Genomic DNA, 14,861 nt, shown 5'->3' on the forward strand with positions numbered 1-14,861 from the left:
ATTTACTGCACCTCCGCTTTCTCTTCCTCATAGGTGTATGTGGGATACGAGCCCAGAATCCGAACCTGACAGCCTAAAGCGCTAATCTCTTCAATCGCTCCTGGTAGCAGGACTGATTCTATCGGTTCCAGCACATCAATATAAAAATAATAAGTACCCAACTTCTTTTTCGTTGGTCGTGATTCAATACGCGATAAATTCAGCTTCCGCCAAGAAAAGGCAGCGAGGACCTGATGCAAAGCACCGGGGAAATCCTCCGGCAGCGTAACTAGGACACTCGTCTTTACACCATTGCTGCTCCGTGGAAGATCAACCTTCTGCGGACCGACAAGGACAAATCGCGTGTAGTTGTTGTTGTGATCTGTAACTTTCCGATCAACAATCTCCAGCCCATGAGTTGCTGCGCCAAGAGCAGTACCAATCGCAGCCCAGCCCTTGTCAGGATTGTTCTTAACGATTTCAACAGCTTCAGAGGTACTTCCGACCGACTCCAGTTCAGCCCAAGGTGCATGCTTCCGAACAAATTGCATGCATTGTGCCATTGCAACAGGATGCGAAAGGATTTTTTTAATTTTAGTGAAATCCTTATTGCCGTTCGTATCTCTGAATTCCAGCGGGTGACCGATGAGATTCTGTATCGATGGAAAGATCCATTCAGCCTGCATAGGCAGATCGACCTCATTAATGAGCCAATCAATATGTAGACTAACTGAGCCTTCAATAGTATTCTCAATCGGGATAACGCTGTAATCAGTGGTGCCACCAGCCGTAGAGAGAAAGACATCGGAAATTAGCTTGTGATGCACAATTTTTACAGGCTCGCCGTTAAACAAATGCAGCAGCGCTTCGTGAGATACCGAGCCCTGCGGCAATACCGCTATTGATTTCATAACCGTACTTCTCCTTTTATCATATCCAAAAATGATACGTTTTGCATCTCGTTTCTTTCAAGAAGCTCTGATGTAACACCTGAAGTACAAGGCATCAGCCAGCAAGTCTGAGCAGAGATGCCGTGTTCTTGCATCGTATTCATCAGGAAAGCCTCAAGCTCTCGCTTACGAGTCTCATGGCGATCAACTAAACACAGCAGGGTAGGACCGGCACCGCTAAGTGCGATTCCTAAAGCACCATGGTTAGGTGCTTCCGCGAGCAGCTTCTCCATGCCTGGAATAAGCGCTGCACGATAGGGCTGATGCAGACGATCCTGCATCGCTCTACTGATCAGGTCAAGCCGACCTGATGCAAACGAGGCTGTCATTAAAGAGGTTCTGCTGATGTTGTACACAGCATCACTAACTGAGATTTCTGTTGGAAGCACTCCCCGTGCTTTTGTGGTTTCCAGCTCGAATTCAGGAATAACCACGAGAACCTCAAGGTCTTGAGGTGGATCAAGGCGAACGTAATCCGCATGATCACCGTCCCACACTGCGGTAATGATGCCACCAAATAAGGAAGCTCCTACATTGTCAGGATGCTTCTCAAGCTGGGTAGCCATATCAAACAGCTTGGCATCATCGAGCGGAGAGCCGATCATCGTATTAGCTGCGACCATGCCCCCAATGATGGCCGAGGCACTGCTGCCGAGTCCACGCGTAAGCGGAATCTCAGAGTACATCGAAATAGATATTTCAGGCACCGTAACGCCAGCCTCTGCAAATACCATTTGAGCGACCTTATAGAGTAAATTACTCTTATCCCGAGCCACTCCCTTCATCTCGTCACCATATAGATGAAAAACTGTCTCCTCTGCTTCCTCCATCTCAATCCAGGCATACAGCGGCAATGCCATGCCAAGAGTATCGAAGCCCGGACCAAGATTGGCAGTACTAGCAGGTACTTTAACCCTTGCTACTCCATAAGTACTCATAACAGGTGCAATCTCCTTACTCATTGTTTAAATATAGAAAGTATAGTCCATCTACAGTGCTAACCTTCCACACGGTAGTGACTCTTGATCCGGTGGATGACTTTCAGTTCATTAAAGTGGCGCAGCACTTTATTCATACTTGCTTTGCTGGCGTTATGGGTAACAATAATAATCTCCGCATCAGGATTATTTGGATTGGCTTGCTGAACTACCGAATCAAGACTCACGTCATACTCGGCAAACACCTGAGTAATCTTGGCCAATACGCCTGCTTTATCATCAACGTGTAAAAGTAGGAAGTTTTTATAAAAGATATCCTCATCACTCTTAAGCTTCTTCTGCTTATAAGGTACTTTTTGCTTCAATCCATTAACACCCAGCTTGAGGTTCTTAATAATGGCTACCAAGTCAGCTACTACCGAAGTTGCCGTTGGCATTGCACCCGCGCCCGCACCGTAGAACATTGTCTCTCCTACTGCCTCACCATACACATAAACTGCATTGAAGACACCATTTACAGATGCAAGTGGATGACTTGCTCGAATCAATGTCGGTTGAACACTGATACTGAATTCCTCATCCTGACGTTCAGCAATGCCTAGCAGCTTGATTTCGTATCCGAGACGCTTTGCAAAGGCAATATCGGCTTTACTCACTTCTGAAATCCCGCTCACACTGACGTCATGTAGCTCCACGTTAGTACGGAAGCCTAGGGTCCCGAGAATCGCCATTTTGCGGGCAGCATCCAGACCTTCAACATCGGAAGTTGGATCAGCCTCTGCATATCCTAAATCCTGCGCTTCTTTTAACACATCATTGTAGGATGCGCCTTCTTGGCTCATTTTGGTTAGTATGTAATTAGTTGTTCCATTCACAATACCTATAATCTTCATGATCTTATCTGAAGAAAAGCCTTCGATAAGCGTCCGAATAATCGGAATACCACCTGCAACACTAGCCTCATAAAAGACATCACATTGCTTCTCTTGCGCCTTAGCCAGAATCTCCGAACCGTGCAGCGCCATCAAGTCCTTATTCGCAGTTACGACATGTTTACCGCGGTCCAAAGCTTCAAGAATATATTCCTTTGTTCCATCGATACCACCCATCACTTCAACGATTACATCGATCTCAGGGTCACGAATAACATCCCATGGATCTGTTGTTATTTTGGCAGGGTCGACCTCAATATCACGTAGCTTATTGGAATTATTCACCGCTATGCGCTCAATGAGTATTGGAGAGCCTACTTGACTGCTCAAATCCTCCTGATTTCCTTCCACGATACGAACTACACCTGTACCAACTGTTCCCAGACCCAGCAATCCTACTTTAACCGGCTTCATCAGTATCCTCCTAAAAGTTTTACGTATATAATTTCTCTATCCCTGTCCAACGATTAGGGCGCGCTTCACTCCCGGAATATTCTTCAGACTATCAAGCATCTCTCCGAGCTCCTCATTCAAATGTGAGATTTCCACGGAAATCACCACATTCGCTCGTCCTTGTAGGGGAATACTCTGGTGAATCGTCAGCACGTTAGCCCCATGCCCCGCCACAGATCCTAGAACCTTGGAGAGCATCCCCGATTCATGTTCCAAATCCATGGAGATCGTAACAATTCGCTCACGTTCGAGCTGATGGATCAGGTGAATGCCATCCTTGTATTTATAAAAAGCGCTCCGGCTTAATCCTACCTGTTCTACACCCTCATGTACGGTCTTCGCATCCCCGGCCTCAAGCAATTGTTTGACCTGCATAGTCTTAAGTACGGCATCAGGTAATATGTCCTCACGGACCAAATAATAGCGTTCTTTCACGAACGTCCTCACCTCAAAGACTTTTGTGTTTTCTTAGTGGACATTATATCGGAAAAGACTTATAAAATGCAATAACTTTATATGTATACTCTGAGGCCAGGGAGTTCGGTGCAGCAAAACCCCCGGATTCCCGGGGGCAGCAGGCAATCGTATGTACGCTAACTGTATGGAATCGTCGTCCCGCAATAGTCACAGATTTTATCCTGCCCAGGAAGTACTCTACTCTTAGCACCGCAACTCGGACAAACGATGGATTTCGGCAGTTGGACAGGTGGATTAGGCCTATTCTCCGGTAATGACTGCCGCCCAGATGATGGCTGGTTCTCTGATGCCGCGGAGGGCTTTGCCCGGTCAGGATGTACAAGATTGGGCGGTTGTTTATCTAAGAGCTTAACACGTCCTTCATAATAGACAAGATCAGAAGCAAGTAACCCCCATCTCACCAAATACCGTAGGTCTCTACGTACATCATCTTCACTTTGTTTCGTGATATCAGCTAAATTACCAATATGTCTAACATCATCCACTATGATCAGCATGAGATACTTCTTGCACAGAAAATCAAAGTTTTCTGTTGCGAAGGTAGCCCTCCCTGCAAAGCTGTCCGCCGGAATTATAAAGATCAAGTAGAGGACCACCAGAATGATCAATAAAGTGAACCACTTAAAATCCCCTTTGTAGGTCCCCACGGCGAAGAGGACGGCAAGTTCCATAAAAGCTCCCATACATACATGATAGAGTAATTTGTAGTTAAATGATTTCCGCTCATTCTTATAATGAGTGCTTACAAAACGAAGCATCGCAAGTACAAACCCAAACGGAGCAAACAAATAGGCAATCGCCATGATAATTCGATCAAACACTGTCCGGTCTCGCTTATTACGGTAGCGAAGGTTATTCTCAGGCGCACGCACCAGTGCTTGTGCCCGTTTGGAATAAATAAGCTTCGGCGGCAATTTTACAAATGGATTGTCTACACGTCCTTCATAATAAACAATATCTGGAGAAAGTACTCCCTGATCTTTTAAATATTCCAAAACCTCGCGGACGTTCTCTTCACTGAATCCGCGAATATCGGATAGGCTGCCGATATGCCTTATGCCGTCCACAAGAACCAATGCGATATAGTCATTGCAAAGATAGGTGAATCCCTCTCTCCATCCTACGGCCCTAACCGACAATTTGATGGCGGGAATCCTAAACAATGCGTAGATAATCACCAGCCTGATCAAGAGTGCGACATAATCGATTTGACCGAGTAGCTTGCTAATAATGAAATAGATCGCCAATTCTACAAAGGCACCCATAAACGCATGATAAAACAGGTTAATATTGCTTGCTTTGCGCTGTCTCTTGGAATGTGTAGATAATAACCGAATGGTAGCCAATATAAAGCCAACCGGAGCAAATACATACGCAAACACAATAGTCGTATAATCAAACGCCGTCCGCTCATATTCGTGCTTATATATCGGTTTGCCTGTTGTTGGTGGCTGCCTTCGTATATCCAATTTACTCATCTTCTATCTCCCCTAGTTAAGTTATATCTACAATGCTCAGGGAGAACCTTGGCATTAACTGTACGATATCATCGTGCCACAGTATTCACAGCTCTTTGACTGACTAGGCTGAACCGTGTTCTGTGCTCCGCAGCCCGGACAACGGATGGACTTAGGCAGCAGCGGTGAGGACTGCGGTTGAGAATGAATCGGCTGTCCCGAAGCTTGGGCTCCGAAGCCTGAAGTCCTTCCAGGATGTACAAGATTAGGTGTTGCCATGGATGGATCTGGCGTCTGACGCCCCTCGGAAAGTACAATATCAATATCCAATAATCCTTTATTCTTTAGATACTGGACATCTCTCCGTACATCGCTATCACTTTGACCTATCCGTTCAGATATACTGCCGACATATCGGATATTTTTATTTTGAATCAGCTCTATATAAGAAGTGTTAAGCTTTGAAAGTGTATATTTAGCTTTTGCTGTCACACTCGCAAGAATAAGTGCCGGAATCAAAAATATGACTGCAAGGAAAATCTGGATCGTTAATAATTCGGAAGTTCCAGTGTTTCCACTCATGGTATCCACAAACATTGCAACAGAGAGTTCAACAAATCCTCCGATAAATACATGCATGATCAGATTTAGATTGGTGGGTCTCCGATGATTTTTATAATGAGTTAGCATCAAACGTAACAATGCAAGAACGAGTCCAATGGGTGTGAATAGATAAGCTGCTGCAAGAATGACATAATCAAACCCAGTCCGGTCTAATTTAATCAGAGGAACCGCTGCACTCCCCGCTGGGGTCGGTGACGGCTCTTGTATGTTCAATCTGTTCATGTAGTTATTTCCTCCTATTTAAGTGCCGCTAATTCCCGATTTCGCCGCTCTAGTGTAGCTTTAATACTGTCGGCCATTTCGTTGATTTCAGCTTGCCAGTTCTCATGTGGCTCATTTGTCATGAGCAGAAGCTTCACATGATCATGCAACAGGGAGATCTGCTGATGCATGATATCCTCAGTAGCATATAAAGATGGATCTGATACAGGATCACTGAACTTGAATTGATCTCGTAACTTATTGAGCACTTGTACAAGCTGTTCAGTTTCAGGATTCTTCCAGCTGCTTGCCAGCGCACTGATCTCGTTTATTTCACTCTGATGCTGCCGAAAAGCTTGCAAGGACCTCTGTATTTGCTGTTCTTCTGTTCCGGCATTCCATCCATAAATCCCGATCACAGCCAGTGTGATTCCACCAATCAAAAGAATCAGCAGTTGAACGGCAGCATACCACAGAGGGGACAACTCCAGTAGCCAATCAAAGACAATAGCCGATGCGAATACTCCAACCGCATAAATCCCCGTGATGAATGCACCGCTGAGAAGAACGGGTGAGGTCCGCTGCACACTACCTGCAGTACGGAGCCAAAAAATACAATAGCCATACACCACACTCTCCGCCAGCAGAACAGCAACTAGCGAAATCACGAATCGAAACAGTGATTCAGAGAAGCCTAACCCTATAAAGGAGAACACCGTTAGTATTATAGCAGCCACATAAATAATGGTGATGATACGAATATAGCTTTTGCCCTTGTTCATAACGTCCTCCTTCAGCCTGCTTTTGTTCCACACTCTGCACAAAATTTCTGTCCAGGCTTCAGCTCATGCCCACAACCTCCGCATTTAATAACCAAGCTATCTCCACAGTGAGGACAGAATTTCACCCCTGGTGATACCATTTCTCCACATTTACCACAGGCTTTAGGCATTTCTTTTCCACAAGAGACACAGGAAGATGCACCCTCAGGATTATCTGCTCCACAGGTTGGACAAGCACGATAAGGATTGCCACAACCAGGACAGAACTTGGCTCCTGCTTTCAATTCATGACCACATTCCAAACAATTGATCTTGTTTCCGGACGATGCGCTTTGCTGAATGCTCTCCAGAGCATGCCCACAGCCACTGCAGAACCTTCCCTCAACAGAATTCATAACCCCACACTTCGAACAGGAGCGCTCTTGGCGCACAACTGTAGTCCCTGAATCAAAACTCATCCCTCGGGTCATACGATTCACCATATCCATAGCCGGTCCAGCGAATCCCATACCAAGTCCAAGCCCCATCCCGGTGTTCATCATGCCTACTCCAAGATTGCCAGGATTACCTGCTGCTTTTTCCATCGTGTTAAAGCCACGCTCCTGTTGATAGTTGAAGCCGATAATATCCATTTCTGCTTTTTTAGCTAAAGCTTCCTTTAATCGAATCGTTGCCGGATCATCATCAGGAATATTAATGGAATCAATATAGAAATTATTCAGCTCAAGTCCATTATCCAGAAAAGTTGATGCTAGCCGCCCCTGGATATGCTTTGAGATCTCTGCAACATAGGCATTAATCTCCAGTATACTAATTTGCTTATGTACAAGGTAGGATGAGATCAGTTCATTTATATTCGACATAAGCAAGCCGCGGAAATAATTCACGAGCGTATCGTGATCAAACTGAGGAAGCGTTCCAACAAGCTGCAACAAAAATTTGCGCGGGTTATCAACCTTTACACCAAACTGTCCGAAGGAACGAACAGAAATCATAATTTTGTATTTAGGATCCTGGAGTTGTAAAGGTGCGCTGGTTCCCCATTTAACATTCATCGAATTGGTCTTGTTCACATACCATACTTCTGCTGTGAACGGCGACTTCCCACCGAAAGGAAGATTGACGATATTAGATAAAATAGGAATATTGGCGGTGCTCAGGGTGTGCCGCCCTGCCGTAAAGGAATCAAGCGCTTGTCCGCCCTTGAATAGGATCGCTTCCTGAGATTCATTAACGATTAGCTGAGTCCATGTCCCTAGCTCTTGGTTAGGATATTTCCATGCGAAAATCCCCGGAGGACCGTCGTACTTCACCACTTCTATAATTGCCATCTGCTATTCCCTCTTTCATCATCTATGATATATGAATAACGTATGCGTTCCCGGATGGGAAATTGTGTATTTCGATATTAATTGTATACGATATATATCGTGATTTGGGTTCTTTTCACGAAAAAAATATACTCGATATGGAAATAAAAAAAGCGCGGCTTGTGTCTTCCTTTACAGGAGAACATAAGTCGCGCTTTGTAATCAGCCAAATATTAATAGTAACTGCTATTCTCTACGAACTCGAATTCGAACTCACCAATACGGACAATAGTCCCCTCTACAGCCCCACGTTTACGAAGCTCTGCATCTACACCCATATGTCGCAATGTCCGGGCGAGCTTTAGAATCGCATCATGTGTGCTAAGCTGCATACGTTTCAACATTTTCTCGATACGAGGGCTGTTGACCACATATGTTTCATTATCACGTGTAATGGTGAACGAGTTATTATCTTCCGCTTCCAGCTTATAAACCTTACGTTCAGTTGTTCCTGATACTTCTTCAACTACCGGTGCCACCGGAATACTATCAAGAATATCCGTTGCACGATATAACAGTTCCTGAACACCCTGACGGGTAAGCGAGGAGATTGGCATAACCTCAAGATCCGGACGCAGCTCAGCTACGCGTTCTCGGAAAGCGATGAGATTCTCCTCTGACTCTGGCATATCCATTTTATTCGCGGCCACGATTTGAGGACGATCAATTAGAGCCGCATTATATTGCTTCAGCTCGTCATTAATGAGAACCCAATCCTCGAAGGGATCACGCCCCTCTGAACCAGACATATCCACTACGTGAATAATGATCCGTGTACGTTCAACGTGACGCAGGAATTCATGACCAAGCCCTATGCCTTCACTAGCTCCCTCAATTAATCCTGGCAGATCCGCCATTACAAAGCTTCGTCCATCCCCAACATCTACTACACCTAAGTTCGGTGTAATCGTAGTGAAATGGTATGCACCAATCTTTGGTTGAGCTGCGGATACGACCGACAGTAGCGTAGATTTGCCCACACTCGGGAAGCCTACAAGTCCCACATCAGCCATAACCTTAAGTTCCATAACAATATACCGCTCTTGACCTTCTTCGCCGTTCTCTGCTAGCTCTGGAGCCTTATTAGCTGCTGTTGCAAAACGAGCATTCCCACGACCCCCACGACCCCCACGGGCAACAACAACTTGCTGACCATGACGAGTCAAATCGGCGATGATCTCTTGAGTATCATCGTCAATTAACATGGTTCCAGGTGGAATCCGCACGATCATATGATCAGCGTTCGCCCCATGCTGACTTCTGTTACGTCCTTTAATCCCTTTGTCCGCTTTAAAATGGCGTTGATAACGGAAATCCATCAGCGTACGCAAGCCCTCATCTACGCGGAAGATAACGTCGCCACCACGGCCACCGTCACCACCTGCTGGACCACCATCCGGTACATACTTTTCCCGGCGAAACGCAACGATACCATCCCCGCCGTCTCCGCCCTTAACATAAATCTTAGCTTTATCTACGAACATTAATGTTCACCTTCCTCACATTTCAAGCGGCAAACGCAGCTCTACATAAGCCTTGCTGGGCTTAAACTGCTCCGCTTTCATGATTTTCCCTTGTACTATATTATAAATTTGCCCTTTGAGCTGCTCGGGATTGCCATGCTCTCCCTCACCTTCGAAGGAGATAAGAATGTCTCCTCCATCCTGAATAAAGCCAAGACGCAGCTTGCGCGTTTCACCCTGAGGAGCCAGTCCGTTATATTGATAAGCTCGTACGGTCTGCATGATCACTGAAGTCAGCTCATCTCCTGCTTCCCGGTTTAGCTTCTCCTCCAGTTGCAATCCTTCCTCCACTTGAACTTCCAGTTCCAGACTAGTCCGGTAAGTTCGGAAAGATTGGATATAGAAGACCAATGAAGGAATGCCCAGCTTAGCGATACGACTATCAAGCGCTATGCGTTCCTTTATTCTTTCCACACACTCCACGGATTTATCAGGCTTTCCAAGCTGAATATATCCGTAAAGAATCTGCAAATCATTCATCCAATCATGACGATGATGATTCAGTGTCCGAATCGCCGCCTGTTGCAGAGTGTTCTCTTGTATACGCAGTTCCCGTTCCCAATGACGCTGATTCCAAATCAAACTGAAAGCAACCGTTGCTGCTACCCAAATTCCCAGCAACAGACACGTCAAAAGGGAGGTATGCCAATACACGAGTCCTAAAGGAAGCATTACGGATAACATGACTGCCCAGATTGCACTTTTCCAGGATTTCATTCTTTCTCCCCGTCCCTCAGTTCGCAAAATTCATGACTTCGTTTAGATTATTACCCTCATCAATTACCATTTCCTAGTATAACACAGCAGTTCCCTGTAGTTCACCAGAGATAACCGTTAGATTTCACATATGTCTAAGGATGTTTATGTTTTCTTAAAACTCTGAAGGTATACATTTCTAAAGTGCTCAAAGAGGTATCCATAAACGCTTCTGAATATTCTACAAAAAAGCCTCCGGCACTCATGCCGGAGGCTTCTACATGCAAATATGGTTCCGTAAGCTTACGCTTCCAGTGCCGCTGCTACCGGAGCGACATCAACTGGGTATACGCTCACTTTTTTGCGATCGCGGCCCCAACGTTCGAACTTCACTACGCCATCCACCAATGCGAACAACGTATCATCTTTACCGATGCCTACGTTAGTGCCTGGGTGAATTTTTGTTCCGCGTTGACGAACCAAGATGTTACCGCCGGTTACTGCTTGACCGTCAGCACGTTTCACGCCAAGACGTTTGGAATGGGAATCCCGTCCGTTTTTTGTGGAACCTACACCTTTTTTCGATGCGAACAATTGAAGATTCAATTTCAACATGTTGTCAACCTCCTTCTTTAAATATTTACTTGCTCTATTTGAAGATACTTTCCGTATGATTCTGCGATATCATTTAGCATCACGACCATGGATTCAAGCAGCAATTGCACCTTCGCGGAAGTATCGAAATCATCAATGGAACCTAATGTTCCACTTAGGAATCCGTTCTTCATGGATGTATCCATGGAGATTCCGGTCAAAGTCTCAATCGAATTGACGGTTCCAACCGTTACGGCCGAAACTCCGGCACATACGATATCTTCGCCACGCTTTGCATAACCCGCATGCCCTTTTACCTCAAAGCCAACGATAGTTCCTAGATCCGAAGATCGTGTAATCCGTACGTTAATCATTCACGCACCTTCTTACGCTTGAATCTTCTCGATAGTTACTTTCGTGTACGGTTGACGATGGCCTTGTTTCTTGTGGTAGTTCTTCTTAGGTTTGTATTTGTAAACTACAACCTTAGCGCCTTTACCATGTTTCTCGACTTTAGCTGTTACAGACGCGCCGCTTACGAGCGGAGTTCCTGCAGTCAGACCACCTTCGTTAGAAACAGCCAATACACGGTCAAAAGTTACACTTGCGCCGTCTTCAGCTTCCAACTTCTCAATGAACAAAACATCGCCCTCTTGGACTTTGTATTGTTTACCGCCAGTTTCGATAATTGCATACATTTTACTTGCACCTCCTCATGTCTCAGACTCGCCTAGTCTAGGTGGCAGATTCCCGTGGGAACTGCACTTATGTACCCGATCGGAGCGGTTACAGCATGTGCAGGACCGAATCAATCAAACACATACTTGAAGATATTATCATACTTATCGCCCATCGTCAACTCATTCCATCCATTCTCCAACTTTCCCAGTCCCTCCGCAGCACTGACAAAGGATAGGTGCGAAGCTGGCTGAATCATGTCTTGCCTTCTTCCGGGTCATCTCGAGGAGTCCAAGTCTTGTCCAACCGAGAATATGGGTTTTGGTTCGATCCTTGCAGATCACTTTCTCCAGCCGCTCGGTAACCATTTTACGGTGTATTTCTTCTTCCATATCAATAAAATCAACAATAATAATTCCGCCCGTATCTCGCAAACGGATCAGACGACCAATCTCCTCTGCTGCAAGCAAATTAGTATTCGTCACCGTCTCTTCAAGGGATGCTCCTCCAATGTATTGCGCGGTGTTCACGTCAATAACGGTGAGCGCCTCCGTCTCATCCCAGATCATTGTCGCTCCGCCCTCCAGCGTGATCTTGCGACTGAAGCTCTTGTGCAGCTGTTCCTGAACCCCATAAGCTGTAAAAATGGACTCCGGTCCGTTATATAAACTCACAGGCTTGTACCCATCAGGTGCCATGTCATCCAGAAATGCCTTGGCTTCTTTAACTGCAACTGGAGAATCTATAATCAGCTGATCACGCTGTGGATTAAACGCATCTCTTATAAAGCGCTGAACAATACTAAGATCACGATGAAGTAGAGCTGGGGCTTCTGCAGTTTGTGCCCGACGTGTAATGTTATCCCATTGCGCACGTAAAAATGAAAGGTCACCTTCCACTGCTTCATGCGGCTCATCCTGAGAGACGGTCCGCATAATAACCCCCTCTTCTTTCATTCGCAGACGTTCACCAATTCCTTTGAGCCGGCTACGTTCTGCATCGCGACTTATTTTTTTGGATACCCCAACATAATCGGCAAAAGGCATGTACACCATCCAGCGACCGGGCAATGTATAATGGGTCGTTACACGAGCACCTTTGCCGCCACTAGGCTCTTTTCTTACTTGTACAACAATATCCTGACCCGGCTGCAAAAGCGTCTCGATAGAAGGCTTCACATCCGGCTGTCTATCCAAATGAGGGTGCAATACATCATCAACATATAAAAAAGCATTCTTCTTCTGTCCAATGTCAACAAAAGCAGCCTGCATACCTGGAAGTACGTTAATCACACGGCCTTTATAATAACTTCCGACCAGCCCTTGCTGCTGATCGCGTTCAGCCGCGTACTCCACAAGCCTTCCGTTCTCCAGAAGAGCCATTCGGGTAATGTGCTGCGTGCAGTGAACGATCATCTGTTTCATGGCTTCACCTCTGGTTTCGTTCATTCATTCATCCCTTCTCACGCTCTGCATAAATACACTACATTCCGAAGTAGGTAGATATTAAGCGCTGTTCCGGCACAACAGCAACAACATTTCCTTCGCCGTTTAATACATAGATAAAATGATATTGATTACGTTTAAATAGACGCAATATATCATCTAAAGGTTTCGCAGATAAGGCAACAATTGGACGAGCCACACTTCCTGTCCGCAAATGATACTCATAAACCGCCTCCCTATTCATCAAAAATGCAACAAATCGGTACGGTAAATTCCGATGATCCGTGAGATTTGAATACAATAAAAAAGCACCGATCATAACCATATTCAGCCTCAAGCCTCCGCCCGCTCCAAGAGGCAATAGCGCATAAACAATCACAAAAATGCTTGCAGCAACACTCACTCGTCCGCTCCATAGCAAAGTATAGTAATAAGGAAGAAATAAACTAACTGTAGCCTGAAGTACTTTGCCTCCGTCAAGTGGCAGAACAGGCAAAAGATTAAAGAGCGCAATAATGGCATTAGCATTTATAAAATAGACTAAAAATTCCTGATTACCATAACCTGCTTGCTGAAGCCCAAGAGCCATAACAATCATGATTCCATTTTGCAGCGGACCGGCAAGTGCAATACCAATCTCACGACTAGCGGTGAGCCGCCCATGATCCTCAATAACCGCAACTCCGCCAAACGGAAGAAGCTGAACCGATTTGACTGTAACACCAACTAAAAGGGCAGCCACCACATGTCCCATTTCATGAATGAGGACGATCGTAAATAAAGTTAGCAACTCCAGAAATTGTCCTGTGAGTACAGAGAACAACATAATGATTACGAACAATGGATGTAGTGACAGATCGATCCCTAAGATCCTAATCAAACGATACCACTTCTGTAGGATCAATATAAGTCTTGTCTTTCATCACTGCAAAGAATAGCGTTGGAGCTGAGGAGCCCTCTTTCTCCAGCATCCACCCGAGTTCATCTCCACTCTGAATCCAGTCATCAATCTCCAGCTTAGTGCCATTTAAATGTCCGTATTCTGCTGTGATTCCTCCAGAATGTTGAACTGCAATTCGAATGCCACCGTCCAATTCTTTGGAAATGGAAAGAACACGTCCCATGTCTATACTCTTCACCGTCACATTTGAGGTTGAATCGATTTGAGGCATAATTTCTACACCTTTTAGCGTGGAGGCAAAGGGCTCCACAATGCTTCCAGCTACCGGAGCACTAAGCTCATGTTGAGCTGCTGCCTTTTGAGCAGGTTCGTCTTTGTCACCAAATATCGGTATGAACGCCGGTGCACCATTAAAATTCTCCTCATACCAGACCCGCACTGCTGTGAAATCCATGTCATTACTCAAGGCATCACTAATAAAGGCTTGGACTTTATAGGACCATGGCTGGTGAACTGTAAAAACTCCCCACACCGCTCCAAACACAAGCACACTGGCTATAACCCGTCGAATAAAACCGGAAGAAAATTTAGAACCTCCTCCTCCTGGTTCCTCCCAGCCACCCCGTCTCTCTTTCCACATCACTTCCGGATCAGGCTCTATAGATGATTGCTCCTCATTTTCCTTAAACCTGGTACCCCACTCCTTGAAGCTCGTACTCTTTTCGGGCATAACGAATAACGGAGGCACCTCTGCTGTTTCTATATTCGGGATTTCCTCCAGCAAACTACGGATACGCTCCTTGCGGCGATTCTTGATATCTGATTTGAGATCCATGTTTATCCCTCCGGACGGGCTTGTTT

At 45.5% G+C, this 14,861-nt stretch carries 16 protein-coding genes and 1 other annotated feature; all 16 genes read right to left on the minus strand.

Annotated features, from left to right (window positions below; translation table 11 throughout):
• Positions 1-2 precede the first annotated feature (2 nt).
• On the minus strand, positions 3-890 hold the full coding sequence (pheA, locus tag NSS87_RS24605; protein WP_042191147.1) for a prephenate dehydratase: 888 nt from the start codon (positions 888-890) through the stop codon (positions 3-5).
• Positions 887-1,867: a homoserine kinase gene (gene thrB, locus NSS87_RS24610; protein ID WP_339243281.1), complete on the minus strand. Its 981-nt coding sequence runs from the start codon at positions 1,865-1,867 to the stop codon at positions 887-889. The genes pheA and thrB overlap by 4 nt, the downstream gene beginning before the upstream one ends.
• Positions 1,868-1,926: 59 nt before the next feature.
• Positions 1,927-3,213 (minus strand): homoserine dehydrogenase, encoded by a 1,287-nt coding sequence (locus NSS87_RS24615; protein WP_042191151.1) that lies wholly within the window; start codon positions 3,211-3,213, stop codon positions 1,927-1,929.
• Positions 3,214-3,249: 36 nt separating this feature from the next.
• Positions 3,250-3,687 (minus strand): ACT domain-containing protein, encoded by a 438-nt coding sequence (locus tag NSS87_RS24620; protein WP_042130552.1) that lies wholly within the window; start codon positions 3,685-3,687, stop codon positions 3,250-3,252.
• Between the two features lie 158 nt (positions 3,688-3,845).
• The gene (locus tag NSS87_RS24625; RefSeq protein WP_339243282.1) at positions 3,846-5,207 is read right to left on the minus strand and encodes a hypothetical protein; all 1,362 of its coding nucleotides are present in this window, start codon (positions 5,205-5,207) and stop codon (positions 3,846-3,848) included.
• A gap of 54 nt (positions 5,208-5,261) precedes the next feature.
• Positions 5,262-6,032 (minus strand): hypothetical protein, encoded by a 771-nt coding sequence (locus NSS87_RS24630; RefSeq protein WP_339243283.1) that lies wholly within the window; start codon positions 6,030-6,032, stop codon positions 5,262-5,264.
• 14 nt (positions 6,033-6,046) lie between these two features.
• A complete protein-coding gene (locus NSS87_RS24635) occupies positions 6,047-6,793 on the minus strand; it encodes a hypothetical protein (RefSeq protein WP_339243284.1) in 747 nt (248 codons plus the stop codon).
• A gap of 11 nt (positions 6,794-6,804) precedes the next feature.
• Positions 6,805-8,124, minus strand: coding sequence for an SPFH domain-containing protein (locus tag NSS87_RS24640; RefSeq protein ID WP_042191160.1), 1,320 nt, complete (start codon positions 8,122-8,124; stop codon positions 6,805-6,807).
• Between the two features lie 212 nt (positions 8,125-8,336).
• Positions 8,337-9,647, minus strand: coding sequence for a GTPase ObgE (gene obgE / locus NSS87_RS24645; RefSeq protein WP_042191162.1), 1,311 nt, complete (start codon positions 9,645-9,647; stop codon positions 8,337-8,339).
• Positions 9,648-9,662: 15 nt separating this feature from the next.
• On the minus strand, positions 9,663-10,403 hold the full coding sequence (locus tag NSS87_RS24650; protein WP_076300740.1) for a Spo0B domain-containing protein: 741 nt from the start codon (positions 10,401-10,403) through the stop codon (positions 9,663-9,665).
• 282 nt (positions 10,404-10,685) lie between these two features.
• A complete protein-coding gene (gene rpmA, locus NSS87_RS24655) occupies positions 10,686-10,997 on the minus strand; it encodes a 50S ribosomal protein L27 (RefSeq protein ID WP_042130564.1) in 312 nt (103 codons plus the stop codon).
• A gap of 17 nt (positions 10,998-11,014) precedes the next feature.
• On the minus strand, positions 11,015-11,350 hold the full coding sequence (locus NSS87_RS24660; protein WP_042191166.1) for a ribosomal-processing cysteine protease Prp: 336 nt from the start codon (positions 11,348-11,350) through the stop codon (positions 11,015-11,017).
• Positions 11,351-11,362: 12 nt separating this feature from the next.
• Positions 11,363-11,674, minus strand: coding sequence for a 50S ribosomal protein L21 (gene rplU, locus NSS87_RS24665; RefSeq protein ID WP_042130566.1), 312 nt, complete (start codon positions 11,672-11,674; stop codon positions 11,363-11,365).
• A 14-nt stretch (positions 11,675-11,688) separates the two neighbouring features.
• Positions 11,689-11,774 (minus strand) — a sequence feature (ribosomal protein L21 leader region).
• Between the two features lie 62 nt (positions 11,775-11,836).
• Positions 11,837-13,078, minus strand: coding sequence for an Rne/Rng family ribonuclease (locus NSS87_RS24670; protein WP_042194404.1), 1,242 nt, complete (start codon positions 13,076-13,078; stop codon positions 11,837-11,839).
• A 58-nt stretch (positions 13,079-13,136) separates the two neighbouring features.
• A complete protein-coding gene (locus NSS87_RS24675) occupies positions 13,137-13,979 on the minus strand; it encodes a M50 family metallopeptidase (protein ID WP_339243285.1) in 843 nt (280 codons plus the stop codon).
• Positions 13,972-14,835 (minus strand): M23 family metallopeptidase, encoded by an 864-nt coding sequence (locus tag NSS87_RS24680; protein WP_339243286.1) that lies wholly within the window; start codon positions 14,833-14,835, stop codon positions 13,972-13,974. The genes NSS87_RS24675 and NSS87_RS24680 overlap by 8 nt, the downstream gene beginning before the upstream one ends.
• Between the last annotated feature and the right edge of the window lie 26 nt (positions 14,836-14,861).

The organism is Paenibacillus sp. FSL F4-0243 (genome assembly GCF_037963295.1).
Taxonomy (GTDB): Bacteria; Bacillota; Bacilli; order Paenibacillales; family Paenibacillaceae; genus Paenibacillus_AQ.